Origin of the sequence: Parafrankia sp. EAN1pec, from assembly GCF_000018005.1 — a bacterium.
Taxonomy (GTDB): domain Bacteria; phylum Actinomycetota; class Actinomycetes; order Frankiales; family Frankiaceae; genus Parafrankia; species Parafrankia soli.
In genome coordinates this window covers 6,432,912-6,446,833 of record NC_009921.1, presented here as the reverse complement: position 1 = coordinate 6,446,833, position 13,922 = coordinate 6,432,912, and the positions used below count along the sequence as shown (strand labels likewise).

The following is a 13,922-nucleotide window of genomic DNA, read 5'->3' as shown; positions in this document are numbered from 1 at the left end:
GTTACCGCCCTCTGCCAGGCACCGGCCGACAGAGGCCGTCCAGGCGAACTGGATCAGCTGGCCGGTCCAGATCGTCAGTCGACGGGCGGGATTCCCAGCTCGACTCGGGCGGAGTCGAGGAAGTCCCCCTCTGCCCGCCGGCAGGTGGCGATCAGGATGTCGGAATCTGCCCGGGCTCGTGTCCTGGCCACGCCTTCGCGACCTCGCGGATGGCATGGACGACGTCCTCGGCCCGGTCGACAGTCTCCCGGCGGCGGGCGACTAGTCTGATCTCGATCTGCAGCTTGAGCGTCTCTATCTGCGCCGGGCCGCCGTCCGCGTGCCGCCCGCGGACGACATTGCCGCCCTCGCGGGGATGTTGCCCCCGTTGCTCACCCGGACAGTGTGCCACCGGGGCAGACCGTGCTGGTACGGCATTTGGTCGGTGCCCGGGGGTGCGGCGGCCGATCGGGGCTGCGACGCCGTGAGCGCTGTGCTGTCGGGGGGCTCGTCCTGCCGCCCCTGCATGATCTTCTACGGCTGGCAAAAGTGCGGAAGTCTCCAAAACTTGCAGCTCGCGACGCATGTCGATGTTCATCAACAAGGTCGAGTGCACCCAACCAGCACTAATGCGAACCTGAACCTGCAGGTCAACGGCCCGACGGTGTCCGTTGCCCCGGTGCACGCGAAGATCAGACGTGAGGGCTACGCCGGCAACGCGAACGCCACGAAGATCAGGTAGTTCGGCGGCATTCTTCTGGTGCGTGCGGGCCAAAGCCGGGCTCGCGCCGTTCGGCATGTGCCGGCAGTAGCTGGGTCAACCCCAGCCACGCCCCCGGCGCCGGGGTACGGCGGGTGTCATGGGCTCCTGATGGGGCGCATCCCGTCGGCAGGTTACTACGCTGACGATTTCCCGGGTTCGCTGGCCAACCGGCGCGCCCAAAGATCAGCGCAATGAGCGACTTGGCCGGAGCCACTGCAGATGCAGTTTCCCGTGGGGACTGAACACCGGGCTGGTGACGGCGTCGGTGTGGCCGATGAGGGTGGCGAGGGGCTGGACGTCCGCGCCGCGGACGCTGGTATCCCAGCCGCACGGCGCTGTCCCAGTGGTCGATGCTCCCGGTGGCGAGCAGCCGCACGGCGGGAATGAACACGAGGGAGTGTCCGACTGTCGGTTACCGAGCCGTTGTTGTGACTGGCCGTTACGCGGCGGGTCAGGTCGGGGTTGGTCCGACGCGGGTGAACGTGTCGCGGTAGGCGCGGGGGGTGAGCCCGTTGCGGCGCAGGAGGTGGAGGCGCAGCGACTCGGGGGTTCCCAGGCCGCTTTGCCGGGCGACGGCGGTGATCGGCAGATCCGTCGCCTCGAGGAGTTCCCGAGCCCGGTCGATTCGCTGGTGCAGCAACCATTGCAGTGGGCTCAGACCGGTCTCCTCCCGGAAGCGGCGGGTGAGCGTGCGGGTACTGGTGTGGGCGTGGGCGGCGAGGCGGCCAAGTGTCAGCGGCTCGGCGAGGTGCTCCGCCGCCCAGGCGCGGGTCTGGGCCAGCGAGGTCCCGTTCTCCGGTGGCAGCGGTGTCTCGATGAACTGGGCCTGGCCGCCGGGACGGATCGGCGCGATGACCGCGGCTCGGGCGACGGCGTTGGCGACCACCGCCCCGTGGTCGCGCCGGATCATGTGGATGCACAGGTCGAGACCGGCGGCCAGGCCGGCGGAGGTCAGCACGGTCCCGTCGTCGACGTACAGGACGTCGGGCCGCAGGTCGACGGCCGGGAAGCGGCGGCGCATCTCCTGGGAGTACTGCCAGTACGTGGTGGCCGGGCGACCGTTGAGCAGCCCGGCCTGGGCCAGCACGAAGGCGCCCGTGCAGATCGAGGCGATGCGCCGGCCGTCGTCAGCGGCCCGCTGTAGCGCGTCCAGGACCCGTTGGTCGGCGTGGGCGCGAGCTCCGGTTCCCGTGACGATCACGGTGTCGGCGCTGTCGATCACGTCGAGGCCCCGGTCCACCACAACGCTGGGCCCGGTGTACCCAGGTACGATCCCGGGCTCGGCCGTGCAGATCACGACCTCGTAGGCCGGCTGGCTGTGGACCACCGCGGCCGGGAACACTGCCGCCGGGATGGACAGATCAAGGGTGGTGACCGGCGGGACGGCGACGACGACGATCCGATGCATGGCCTGATCCTTGGGATATGTGGCATTCAGGCCACTACCGTATGTTTCCGGCGGGCGGCAGGGTGAGACAGGTACCCGCGAACCGCGCGGGCCCGCCGAGCGGAAGACGAACACCATGCCCCTGCATGTGATCACCGGTGCCGGTGGCACCGGAGCCCCCACCGCCGAACTGTTGGCCCGGCAGGGTGATCGCGTCCGACTGGTCAGCCGGCGCGGGGGCGGACCCGAGCACCCACTGATCGAGCGGATCGCCGCCGACGCGACCGACGCCGACGCGCTGACCCGACTCGCCGAGGGCGCGACGACGCTGATCAACACCGCGATGCCGCCGTACGACCGGTGGCCGGACGAGTTCCCACCGCTCGCGACGGCGCTGCTGGACGCGGCTGAACGCACCGGCGCCGGCTACGTGATGATGGGCAACACCTACGGCTACGGCATCGTCAACGGCCGCTTCACCGAAGATCTACCGATGGCACCGGTATCCGCCAAAGGTCAGGTACGGGCCCGGATGTGGAGCGACGCCCTCGAGGCGCACCGCGCGGGTCGAGCCCGCGTGACCGAGGTCCGGGCCTCGGCGTTTCTGGGCGCCGGGGCCGGTTCGCTGTACAACTTCACGGTGGCGCCCCTCGTCCTGCGCGGCGAGCCGGCAGCCTTCCCCGGCGACCTGGACGCCCCGAAAACCTGGTCCTACGTCGGGGACGCCGCCCGAACCCTGGCCGCCGTGGCCCTCTCCGGCGACGACCTTGCGTGGGGACGGGCGTGGCACGTGCCCTCCACCGCGGCCTTGTCCGTGCGGGAGCTGACCACGCGGCTCGCGACCGCCGCCGGGGCGCCCGCACCCATCCTGACGGCGATGTCCACCGATCAGCTCGCCGCGACCGGAGCCGTGAACCCGATCATGCGGGAAGTCATCGAGATGATGTACTCCCTGGAACAGCCCGACCTGCTCGACTCCACCCTCACCGAGCAGACGTTCCGCCTCGCCCCGACCCCCCTCGAGACCGTCCTGGCTGAAACCGTCAGCGCCTACGGACCTGTACCTGACCAGACCCTGACCACCTGTACCAGACCAGACCAGAACGGTCGGCAGAATTCCGGGTCGGCACCGACCGCATCTCGCCGGCAATCAGACGGTCACGTCGGCGACAGTACCGCCGTCCGGGGAACGTAATCCCGTCTGCGGTGCGGCTCTGGCTGCACTCCGGAGAGGCACCCCCGTCTACCCCGTGACCCTTCTGGACCTTGTCCAGGAACCACACACCGCCAGTAGGTATGCAGCGCGCAGAGAACATGGAGGAGAGAAAATGAAGGTCGGAGTATTCGGGGCAACAGGAACGATCGGCCGGTGCGTCGTCTCCGAGGCGCTCGCCCGAGGCCATCGGGTGACGGGGTGGACTCGCGATGTCTCCCGCCTCCCTCCACAGCCGACTCTGGCCCGGTGGGCCCAGGTCGACCTCCTCGACCCGACGGACGTGGCACGGGTCATCGCGGGGCATGACGTCATCGTCAATGCAATCAATACCGGAAACAGCATTCCGGAAGGCATTGCTAACGCCGGGGTTCTGCCCGCCGCCGCCCGCGCCGTGCTCACAGCAATGGAACAGCATCCGGCTACGAGGCTCATCGTCGTCGGCGGCGCCGGCAGTCTGGAGGTGGAGCCAGGCCGGCAGATCGTCGACCTGGAGGGCTTCGCGGAAGGCCTGCCCGCGGCCCTCGGAGTCCCCGCTGACTACGTGAAGGTCGTACTGGCCCACCGGGAGGCCCTGAACCTGTACCGCCTGTCGAACAGAAATTGGACGTATCTCAGCCCCTCGGCCGGACTGATCACCTCCGGTGAGCGCACCGGCCGCTTCCGGACCGGCACCAACCAAATTCTAGTCACAGCGGCGGGCACGAGCGACATATCCGCCGAGGACCTCGCAGTAGCCATCGTCGATGAGGTCGAGGATCCACGCCATATCCAGCGGCGATTCACCGTCGGCTATTGAAAGGTCGAGGTGGGCAGTGCGGTCGAATCGTGTCGACCGTCACGAGAATCTACCCGGTGGCGGCCGTGAGGGATCCCGCTGGTGGCCAGTAGAGAAAATTGCCCGCCAGCGGCCAGCCATCTGCCTGCTGTGACTGTCTGTTCTCAGGCGCCGTGAGGGACGCCTCCAACCATGCGAGAGCGGGCCGAGGATACCTTTGAGGTGCTGCCCGTTTCCTGGACACGGACGTAGACGGACTATAGCAGCTTTATTCTGCGCTGTCCGTGCGTCCGTCGCCGGCACGAGACGGCTGTCGCGAAGTCCGGAGCAGTGGTTCGACCGGGGCGGGGTCAGGCGCATCTCGCGAGACCGGCGGGGGCGGTACGAGACGGGTGTAGAAGGCATCGGGATTCGGAATGGGACTGGCGTCCGCCCTACCAGGAACGCCGGCGACCTCATCCGGCATCCACGAAGGTTCTGCTCTTCGCGTCAGCCGCGCCGGCCGGCGACGCTTCCTGATCGTACCGACCACCCCGAGGCCGACAACGACCAGGACGAGAAGCGCGAGGGGGGCTATCTGCAAGTCCATCAGTGCCCCCCACCGGATGGTTACATGATCCTCATTGCCTGACTGCTACGGATACGGTAGCCGGAAATCTCCGCGCTGAGGTCGTCAGGTCACACACTGCGTGGTTCTGGCACCTTCGGCAACGGGATACCACGAGGTCGGGCTGCTCTTTGAGTCGCCAAAGGTGATCATCTCGCCGTGGATGACCGTCCTGGCGGATCGTCGTCGACGAGCTCGGTCTGCCGGTGTCGATGGAGCCACGCCTGTCGGGGCCCGATCACGGCGAGGCGGACGGCAGGCCCTGGGCGGACATCATCGCCGAGTTCGGCGGGCACCCCTCAAGGCCGGCCGGAGGAGCCTTTCGCGCCCGGGTCGGAGAGCTGGGGCCAGTTCCTCGTGCGGGCGGGTGGCTGCCTGCGGGAGTTGGCTGACCGTCACGACGGTCAGCGGGTGCTGGTCATCGCGAACGGCGAGACGGTGGAAGCGGCCCATCGGCTGCTGATGGGTGTGCCCGCATCGGCCCGCCTGTCCTACGGTTTCTCTGTCGCCTGCGCGTCGCTGACCTGGTGGTCACACCGCTGGTCCTCGGCCGGGACCACCCGATGGTCCCTCGTGGTGCACGGCGCGACCGACGGCTTCCACTCGATCCGACCCGGTCGGGAGAACCGCGGCTGACCGCTCGATGTGGTGAGCCCGGTACGTCGAGTCGACCATAGGAGTCGGGCTGCGCCGGCCAGTAACCGCGTCCGTTCGGCACCGCCACCAATGCCCTGACCAGGCCTTATGTCACACAGCGGAGGTCTTAGGAAAACCTTGCCTAATTTGTAGCTTGGATGGATGGCCTCTGTCGGACCGCCCCGCCCGGGCTCCCCCGCGTTTCTGGCGTCCTCGCTCGAGCGGTACGGAGAGCAGACGGCGATCATCACCGCCGAGGGCGAGCTGTCGTACCGGAAGCTGGGGGCCAGGGTCACCGCCGCCGCCGAGCGAATCGGTGGCGAGCGACGCCTGGTGCTGCTCGTGGCGGCCAACACGGTCGACGTCCTGGTCATGTATCTGGCGGCACTGTCGGCCGGGCACGCGGTCCTGCTCGTGCCCGGCGACACCTCGGCGCCGACCGGTGCCTCGACGTCGGTCGACGCCCTGATCGACGCCTACGACCCGGATGTCGTCATCCGGCCCGCGGGCCCGGCGACCCATGTGGAGCAGCGACGCACAGGCACGCGGCACGTTCTGCACCCTGAGCTGGCGCTGCTGCTGAGCACCTCCGGCTCGACGGGCTCACCAAAACTGGTCCGGCTGTCGTACACGAACCTGCAGGCCAATGCGGAGTCGATCGCCGAGTATCTCGACGTGCGGCCCAGCGACCGCGCCGCGACGACCCTGCCCATGTACTACTGCTACGGGCTGTCGGTCATCCACAGCCACCTGTTACGCGGAGCCGGGCTGGTTCTGACGTCGCTGTCAGTCATGGACGCCTGCTTCTGGGCGCTGTTCCGGAAGGCCCGCGGCACCTCCCTGGCCGCCGTGCCGTACACCTTCGACCTGCTCGACAGGATCGACTTCGACGCGATGTCGCTGCCGCACCTGCGTTACATCACCCAGGCCGGGGGTCGGCTGGCACCCGACCGGGTCGCCCACTACGCCCGGCTCGGGCAGCGCGACGGCTGGGACCTCGTCGTGATGTACGGGCAGACCGAGGCCACGGCCCGCATGGCCTACCTGCCGCCACACCTGGCCGCGACATACCCGCACGCCATCGGTGTGCCGATCCCGGGCGGGTCGTTCCGGCTCGCCCCGGTGACCGCCGGCGCCGGCAGCCCCGCAGGCGCTGGGAGTCCCGGGGACGTCGGCGAGCTTGTGTACTCCGGCCCCAACGTCATGATGGGCTACGCGCACACCGTCGCGGACCTCGCCCTCGGCAGGATGCTCGACGAGCTCCACACCGGAGATTTGGCACGGTGCACCGACGGCGGGCTCTACGAGGTCGTCGGCAGGCAGGCCAGGTTCGCCAAGCTCTTCGGGCTCCGGATCGATCTCCAGCGTGTGGAGGACGTGCTCGCGGGCGAAGGACTCAGCGCCTGCTGCGTGACCGACGACGACGCACTCCATGTGGTCGTGGAGGGCACCGGTGAGACGGCTCCCGTCCGCCGGCTGGTCGCCCGGGCCTGCCGGCTGCCGGAGAGCGCGGTCCACGTGCACCGTCGGGACGCGCTGCCACGCCTGACCACCGGGAAGGTCGACCTGGTCGCGGCTCGGGAGGTGGCCCACGAGGCGCTCGGGGCCGCCCCGCGCACGACCATGCCGTCCGGGCGGGGTGCGCCACTGGACGGCACAGCCGCGCTGCGCCGGCTGTTCGCGGACTCGCTCGGCCGGGACGACGTCACCGACGACAGCACCTTCGTGAGCCTGGGCGGGGACTCGCTGTCCTACGTGGACCTGTCGCTGCGCCTGCAGGAGCACCTCGGACGGCTGCCCGCCGACTGGCACACCACGCCCCTGCGGGACCTGGAGCCGGCCGCGTGGCCGAGGCGCCGGGCAGGTGGCTCGATTGAGACCAGTGTGCTGCTCCGCGCCATCGCGATCGTGTTGGTCGTCGGGACGCACGCCAACACCTTCGACGCCGTCGGTGGCATCCCCGGCGGCGCGCACCTGCTGATCGCCGTCGCCGGCTACAACTTCGTCCGTTTCCACCTGACGCCGGCGCCGCGGTCACAACGCGTGCACGGACTGCTGCGCAGCATCGCGCACCTGGTGGTGCCCAGCGTGCTGTTCATCGCCACGCTCGTGCTCCTGATGGACGAGCACGGACTCGCCAACATCGTGCTCCTCAACAGCGTGTTAGGGCCGGCGCAGGCCGGCCCGCCGTGGGAGTTCTGGTTCATCGAGGCGGTGGTCCAGATCCTGCTGGTCCTCACCGTCCTGCTGGCGGTTCCGGCGGTCGACCGGCTGCAGCGGCGTTTCCCGTTCGGGTCCGCCCTCGGCGTTCTCGCGGGCGCGTTGCTGTTCCGGTTCGACGTGGTGGAGCTGCCGGCGGGGCCACGCGACACGCAGACGTCGCTGGCCGTGCTCTGGCTGTTCGCGCTCGGCTGGGCCGCCGCCGCGGCGGGCACGGTGTGGCACCGCCTCGGCGTGACGGCGCTGGCACTGCTCACCGTCCCCGGCTACTTCGCCAACGCGCGCCGCGAGGACATCATTCTCGGCGGTCTGGTCCTCCTGATCTGGACCACAGACCTGCGCTGCCCGCGGCTGCCGCGGCGTCTGGCCGGCGTGCTGGCCAGCAGCTCGCTCGCCATCTACCTGACGCACTGGCAGGTGTTTCCCGCCCTGCAGGACGACCATCCGGTGCTGGCACTGCTGGCCTCCCTCGCGGTCGGCGTCGCGGCCTGGAGGGCATGGTCCCGGGCCACGACGCTGCTCCGCCGGCTCCCGGTGGGCGCCCTGGCGTTCCGTGCCGCGCGCCGCCCGCCCCGTGCCGCGGATGGCGGTACTCCGGCTGCCGTTTCGGGCCCAGCGCCCCGCCGCGCCCCGTTCGCGCCTGATGTGCCCATAGTCACAATCTCTGGCTCCGAGGTAAGGATGGGCTAACTTTCATCACGCTGCTGCTTTGCGCGTTTCATCCATGTGTATGCGCAGGTAGAAGGGGGTGGCGACGGCTGCGCCGCGACGAGTTGGCGCCGCTGGACGCAGCTCCCGCGGGTGCCACACCGTCACGCGCGCACGCCAGACCCGTCCGGTCTGTGCTCAGGGAAAGGGAGTCTGATGGGCAGGGCGAGAAGAGCGCTGGCCGTGCTGGCGACGGCCATCCTCGTGGGGGGCCTGTCGGCGGCGTGCGGCGGGGATGACGGGAAGACGCTCACGCTCTACAACGCGCAGCATCGGGACCTGATGCAGGTGCTGGTCGACGCGTTCACCAAGGAGACCGGCATCAAGGTCGAGATGCGTAACGGCGGTGACGCGGAGCTTGCGAACCAGATCGTCCAGGAGGGCGACAGCTCGCCCGCGGATCTGTTCGCCACCGAGAACTCGCCGGCCATGACGCTGGTCGACCGGGCTGGCGGGTTCAGCCCGCTCGACCAGGCCACCCTCGACCAGATGCCCGACCAGTACGTCCCGAGCTCCGGCACCTGGGTCGGCTTCGCGGCGCGGTCGACGGTGTTCATCTACAACCGCGACCAGGTCGACAAGGACGCGCTACCAACGTCGATCATGGATCTGGCCCGGCCGGAGTGGCAGGGTCGAGTGGGCGTCGCGGCCGGTGGCGCCGACTTCCAGGCCATCGTCAGCGCTGTGCTCGCGGTGGAGGGCGAGGACGCTGCCGCCGACTGGCTCGCCGGACTGAAGCGCAACGCCAAGATCTACGACAACAACATCGCCGCGCTGCGTGCCGTGAACGCCGGCGAGGTGCCCGCCGCCGTGATCTACCACTACTACTGGTACCAGGACCAGGCGGAGTCGGGAGAGATCAGCAGGAACGTCGACCTGCACTTCTTCGGGAACCAGGACGCGGGCGCGTTCCTCAGCGTCTCCGGCGTCGGCGTGATCGCGGCCAGCGACCAGCAGGCCGAGGCGCAGCAACTGGTCAGGTTCCTCACCAGCGAAGCCGGGCAGCGGGCGCTCGTCGACAGCGGCGCCCTGGAGTACGCCGTGTCGGACAAGGCCCCCACAAACCCCGCGCTGACGCCCCTGGCGGACCTCGACGCACCGCACATCGACATCTCGACCCTGAACGGCCCGAAGGTCATCGAGCTGATGCAGCAGGCGGGTCTGCTCTGACCAGCCATCTCACAGCTGGGGTGCGGCGCCCGCGCGCCGGGGTGTACCCACGCCCGCTGCTGCTCGCCTGCATGCTCGTCGCGCTGCTCGCGGCCGTCCCGCTCTTCTTCGTCGTGGGGTACACGATCAGCGTGGGCTGGTCGGAGGCATGGCGGCTGCTCGTCCGGCCCAGGGTGGGCGAGCTGCTCGTCAACACCACCGAGCTCGCGGTCGGCGGAATGGCCACCAGCGCCATCGTCGGAACGGCCGCCGCCTGGCTTGTCGAGCGCACGGACCTGCCAGGCCGGCGGGTCTGGCACGTGCTGCTCGCCACGCCGCTGGCGGTCCCGGCGTTCGTCGTCAGTTTCGGGTGGGTCTCCCTGGCCTCGGGCGTGGAGGGATACCCGGGCGCCCTGCTGATCGTCACGCTCGCCTACTACCCGCTGGTCTACCTCCCCGTCGGCGCGGCCCTGCGGGGTCTGGACCCGGCACTGGAGGAGTCCGCCCGCTCGCTCGGGCTCGGCCCGTGGCGGACGTTCGCCCGGGTCGTCCTCCCGCAGTTGCGCCCCGCCCTCCTCGGCGGGGCGCTGCTGGTGGGCCTGCACCTGCTCGCCGAGTTCGGCGCCCTGCAGATGCTGCGGTTCCCCACCTTCACCACCGCCATCTACGACCAGTACCGCTCATCGTTCAACGGCCCGGCGGCGAACATGCTCGCCAGTGTCCTGGTGCTGTACTGCGGGGTCCTGGTGGTCGCGGAACTGGGCCTGCGCGGCCGCCACCGCTACGCCCGGCTCGGCCCGGGAAGCAGCCGCCCGGCGGTTCCGGCCCGGCTCGGCCGGCTCACCGTGCCCGCCCTGGCCGGGGTCGCCGCGGTCGTCGTCCTGGCACTGGGCATACCGCTGGCGAGCATCATCCGCTGGCTGGTGGTGGGGGCGTCCACCGCCTTCCCCGCGGCCGACCTCGCCACCGCCACGGCCAGCGCGGCCGGCCTCGGTGTCGCCGGCGCCCTGACCACGGTGGTGCTGGCGCTCCCCGTCGCCTGGCTCAGCGTGCGTCATCCGAGCCGGATCGCGACGCTGCTCGAACGGAGCACCTACACCGCCAACGCGCTCCCGGGCATCGTCGTCGCTCTTGCCCTGGTCACGGTCTCCCTGCAGGTCCTGCCAGCCGTCTACCAGACCACCACGCTCCTGGTCGCCGCCTATTCGATCATGTTCCTGCCGCGTGCCACCGTCGCGGCGCGGGCCGCGATCGCCCAGGCACCGCCCGTCCTCGACGACGTGGCGCGCGCCCTCGGAATCCGGCCGGCGCAGGTCTGGTGGCGGGTCACCCTGCCCCTGATCGCCCCGGGCGCCGGCGCCGGCGCGATCCTCGTCTTCCTCGCCGTGGTCACCGAGCTCACCGCGACACTGCTGCTGGCCCCGACCGGCACCCAGACCCTGGCGACCGAGTTCTGGAACCACACCCGCGACATCGACTACGGAGCCGCGGCCCCGTACGCCGGGCTGATGGTGCTGCTGTCAGCACCGGCGACCTACCTGCTCACCCGGTCCGCCCGGAGTGGCCCTTGACCCGGAGAGGCGCATGACCGCGTTGACCGTCAGCCAGGTGACCAAGAGGTTCGGTGACACCACCGCGCTCGCCGGCGTAGACCTCGACGTGCCCGACGGCACGGTGACGGCCGTTCTCGGGCAGTCCGGCTGCGGCAAGACCACCCTGCTGCGGCTGGTCGCGGGCTTCGGCGACCCGGACGGCGGCACGATCGAGTTCGGCGGTGAGCGGGTGTTCGGCCCCGGCCGGAGCGTCCCCGCCCAGCGGCGGCGGGTCGGGTACGTCCCGCAGGAAGGCGCACTGTTCCCCCATGTGGACGTCGCCGCCAACATCGGGTTCGGCCTGCCGCGGGCCGAACGCCGCAGCGCCCGGCGCGCTGCGGAGCTGCTCGACCTTGTCGGCCTGGACGCGAGCCTCGCCCGCCGGTTCCCCCACCAGCTCTCCGGCGGGCAGCAGCAGCGCGTCGCGCTCGCCCGGGCACTGGCTCCGCGCCCTTCCATCGTGCTGCTCGACGAGCCGTTCTCCTCCCTGGACGCCGGCCTGCGCCTGAGCACCGCCCGGGCCGTCGTCGAGGCCCTGTGCGTCAACGGGACCACCGCCCTGCTGGTCACACACGACCAGAACGAGGCACTGTCGCTCGCTGACCAGGTCGCGGTCATGTCCGCCGGCCGCATCACACAGGTCGGCTCGCCGCAGGAGATCTACACCGCGCCGGACAACCCGGCTGTCGCGGCCTTCGTCGGCGCGGCGGTGTTCGTGCCCGCCGTCGTCTCCGGGCTCACCGCATCCAGCGACCTCGGCGAGCTCACCGTCCGTCCCGGATCCGCCCAGGGCGCGGCGCGCATGCTCATCCGGCCGGAGCAGATCAGGCTGGTCGCGGCCGCGGAGGGGGGCCCCGGGGACAAGGCAGGGGTCAGCGGTCAGGTGACCGAGGTGAACTACTTCGGTCACGACGCCACCGTCCAGCTCCAGCTCGACCGCTCCGGTCGCACCGTGACCGCACGGGTCCCGGGAAACCAGCTTCCCGGACCCGGTGCCCGCGTGTGGCTGGCCGTCGACGGCCCGGTCACCGCGTTCGCGTCCCCGTGACGGCCGCACGCAGGTGGTCCGTCCACACCTCCAGATGGTCTCTTGTGCTGCGCGGCGTGGCCGACGGCTTCCACTCGATGCGGCCCGGTCGGGAGAACCGCGACTGACCGCGGCCACAGATTCCTTGAATGCGGAACAGATGTCCTGCCAGGGTCCGTATCTGCGTGTCGGTCCCAACAGGGATCGAACCTGAACATCCAGGTCAGCGGGCTGGACGGTGCCAGCGCGGATGTAACGGGGCGCTGGCGGCTTGTTCCACCGCGAGGGGCAGGTTCCCGAGGAGATCGGTGATCTGTCCGGCCGTCCCCACTTCGATGCTCGGTATCCGACGGGTGAGCAGGTCCACCGCGTCATGCCGGGGGAGTTCGGGTACGGCGATTTGAGTGCCGTAGCCGTCGAGTCCGGCGCGCTGTGTGGTGACGAGCAGCCGGCCGAGGTGATCTGTTGGCCGGAACGGGCCGATCACAGTCCGGTCTTCGATGTTGTCGAGGATGAGGAGCCAGCGCAGTTGCTTGCGCCGCAGCACACCAAGTACGTCATGCCAGTCCGCGCCGTCGGGTAGGCCGAGTTCGACGCCGAGGGCGGAGACGTGTCCGGGGATGAGCCGTGGATCTTCGGCGGGTATCCACCAGGCCAGGTTGAAGCCGGTCGTATGCCGGTGGGCGTATTCGAGGGCGAGGGCGGTCTTTCCGATCCCGCCGAGGCCGTGCAGGGCACAGACCGCGACCGATCCCGCGCGGGCTAGCTCGTGTTCGATCTGGTCGATGAGGGTGGTGCGCCCGACGAAGTGGGCCAGCCGCGGCGGGAGATTCCAGACATCTGGCCGGCTACCGGGGAACGACGGCCGCGTGGGCACTGCCCGTCCGGCCGGGGGGAACAGCGGAGCCGTGTCTGGTTTTGCTCGTCCGCCGGAGACCACACGCTGTGCCGCGTCCAGCAGCGTTGTGCGTGCCCGGTCCTGCGGCAGGCCGAAGAGGTCTACGGAGCCGATCTGGCCGAGCAGGCCCGGTCGGGGGCAGTCACCGATCCGTACGGGCAGGAGCTTGCGTTGTCCCCCGGTCGGATCGGCCGCCCAGGCGGCGCGCCATTCGGCGGCGCCGTAGACCGAGTGGGTGTAGGCGTGGGAGAGCACGGCGATCGTCCGCGCCGCGGCGGCGACGCCTTCGTCCATGCCGGTGACCCAGTTCGACCCTGGGGTGAAGTCCCACGCCTGGATCAGCACCCGCCAGCCGGCTTCCTCCAGGGTCCAGGCAATCCACTCCGCCCATGCCCGGTCGGGCTGAGTGTAGGAGACGAAGAAGTCCCAGCCGTCGCCGTCGCCGCTGGTGGTGCTGCTGTCCGTGTTGCCCCCGTTGTTCACCCGGACAGTGTGCCACCGGGACAGGCCGTGTCAGACCGTGCTGGTACGGCGGTGCCCAGGGTCAGGGTCTGGCCTGCGTCGGGACTGTGGCCGAGGCGCGGGCCCGTGTGCGGCGGGGCTATGTGGGTTGATCCCGGGCGCCTGTTGGGGATCTTCGCGGGGGCGGAGAGGGGAAAAGTTATCAGGTCTCTGAGTGCTGGGCTGCGGGTGTCTGGCTGGTCCGTGCGCTGATGTGGCAGGTCACGGGGCATGCGGGTGCCCGGTGGAGCGTGGATGTGAGACCTGGTGCTCATTAAGCGTCCGAGCGGGTTTCGGACCCGCACTGGCCGATCTTGCTCGGCATCGTCGCAGGTCAGAGGGCCGATTTGTGCGCCCGGCAGGGATCGAACCTGCGACCCAGTGCTTAGAAGGCACGAAAAGCATCAGGTGCCTCGGGGGTCAGCCCTGCCCATGCAGTCCACCGGCGTCCGTCCCTGTCCGCT

11 protein-coding genes are annotated in these 13,922 nt (G+C 70.0%); 8 read left to right on the top strand and 3 right to left on the bottom strand.

Annotated features, from left to right (window positions below; genetic code table 11):
* Positions 1 to 151: 151 nt before the first annotated feature.
* Complete coding sequence (locus FRANEAN1_RS26360; RefSeq protein WP_041254825.1) at positions 152 to 391, bottom strand: hypothetical protein; 240 nt, start codon at positions 389 to 391, stop codon at positions 152 to 154.
* A 198-nt stretch (positions 392 to 589) separates the two neighbouring features.
* Between FRANEAN1_RS26360 and FRANEAN1_RS44045 the strand changes: the two genes are divergently transcribed.
* A complete protein-coding gene (locus FRANEAN1_RS44045) occupies positions 590 to 721 on the top strand; it encodes a hypothetical protein (RefSeq protein ID WP_347176764.1) in 132 nt (43 codons plus the stop codon).
* 472 nt (positions 722 to 1,193) lie between these two features.
* Here FRANEAN1_RS44045 and FRANEAN1_RS26355 read toward each other — a convergent pair whose 3' ends face one another.
* Positions 1,194 to 2,150, bottom strand: a complete 957-nt coding sequence (locus tag FRANEAN1_RS26355; RefSeq protein WP_020462812.1) for a helix-turn-helix domain-containing protein — start codon at positions 2,148 to 2,150, stop codon at positions 1,194 to 1,196.
* A 115-nt stretch (positions 2,151 to 2,265) separates the two neighbouring features.
* Between FRANEAN1_RS26355 and FRANEAN1_RS26350 the strand changes: the two genes are divergently transcribed.
* From FRANEAN1_RS26350 to FRANEAN1_RS26320, 7 genes are all read left to right on the top strand, one after another.
* Positions 2,266 to 3,324: an NAD-dependent epimerase/dehydratase family protein gene (locus tag FRANEAN1_RS26350; RefSeq protein WP_020462811.1), complete on the top strand. Its 1,059-nt coding sequence runs from the start codon at positions 2,266 to 2,268 to the stop codon at positions 3,322 to 3,324.
* Positions 3,325 to 3,457: 133 nt separating this feature from the next.
* Complete coding sequence (locus FRANEAN1_RS26345) at positions 3,458 to 4,141, top strand: NAD(P)H-binding protein (RefSeq protein ID WP_020462810.1); 684 nt, start codon at positions 3,458 to 3,460, stop codon at positions 4,139 to 4,141.
* Positions 4,142 to 4,886: 745 nt separating this feature from the next.
* Entirely contained in the window at positions 4,887 to 5,363 is a 477-nt protein-coding gene (locus tag FRANEAN1_RS39590) for a histidine phosphatase family protein (protein ID WP_020462809.1), read from the top strand.
* 162 nt (positions 5,364 to 5,525) lie between these two features.
* The gene (locus tag FRANEAN1_RS26335) at positions 5,526 to 8,273 is read left to right on the top strand and encodes an AMP-binding protein (protein ID WP_020462808.1); all 2,748 of its coding nucleotides are present in this window, start codon (positions 5,526 to 5,528) and stop codon (positions 8,271 to 8,273) included.
* 174 nt (positions 8,274 to 8,447) lie between these two features.
* The gene (locus tag FRANEAN1_RS26330; protein ID WP_041254824.1) at positions 8,448 to 9,461 is read left to right on the top strand and encodes an iron ABC transporter substrate-binding protein; all 1,014 of its coding nucleotides are present in this window, start codon (positions 8,448 to 8,450) and stop codon (positions 9,459 to 9,461) included.
* 71 nt (positions 9,462 to 9,532) lie between these two features.
* Entirely contained in the window at positions 9,533 to 11,011 is a 1,479-nt protein-coding gene (locus tag FRANEAN1_RS26325; RefSeq protein ID WP_083788561.1) for an iron ABC transporter permease, read from the top strand.
* A 13-nt stretch (positions 11,012 to 11,024) separates the two neighbouring features.
* Positions 11,025 to 12,080, top strand: coding sequence for an ABC transporter ATP-binding protein (locus tag FRANEAN1_RS26320; protein ID WP_020462805.1), 1,056 nt, complete (start codon positions 11,025 to 11,027; stop codon positions 12,078 to 12,080).
* Positions 12,081 to 12,282: 202 nt separating this feature from the next.
* Here FRANEAN1_RS26320 and FRANEAN1_RS39585 read toward each other — a convergent pair whose 3' ends face one another.
* Positions 12,283 to 13,440 (bottom strand): toll/interleukin-1 receptor domain-containing protein, encoded by a 1,158-nt coding sequence (locus FRANEAN1_RS39585; RefSeq protein WP_020462804.1) that lies wholly within the window; start codon positions 13,438 to 13,440, stop codon positions 12,283 to 12,285.
* Positions 13,441 to 13,922: the final 482 nt, after the last annotated feature.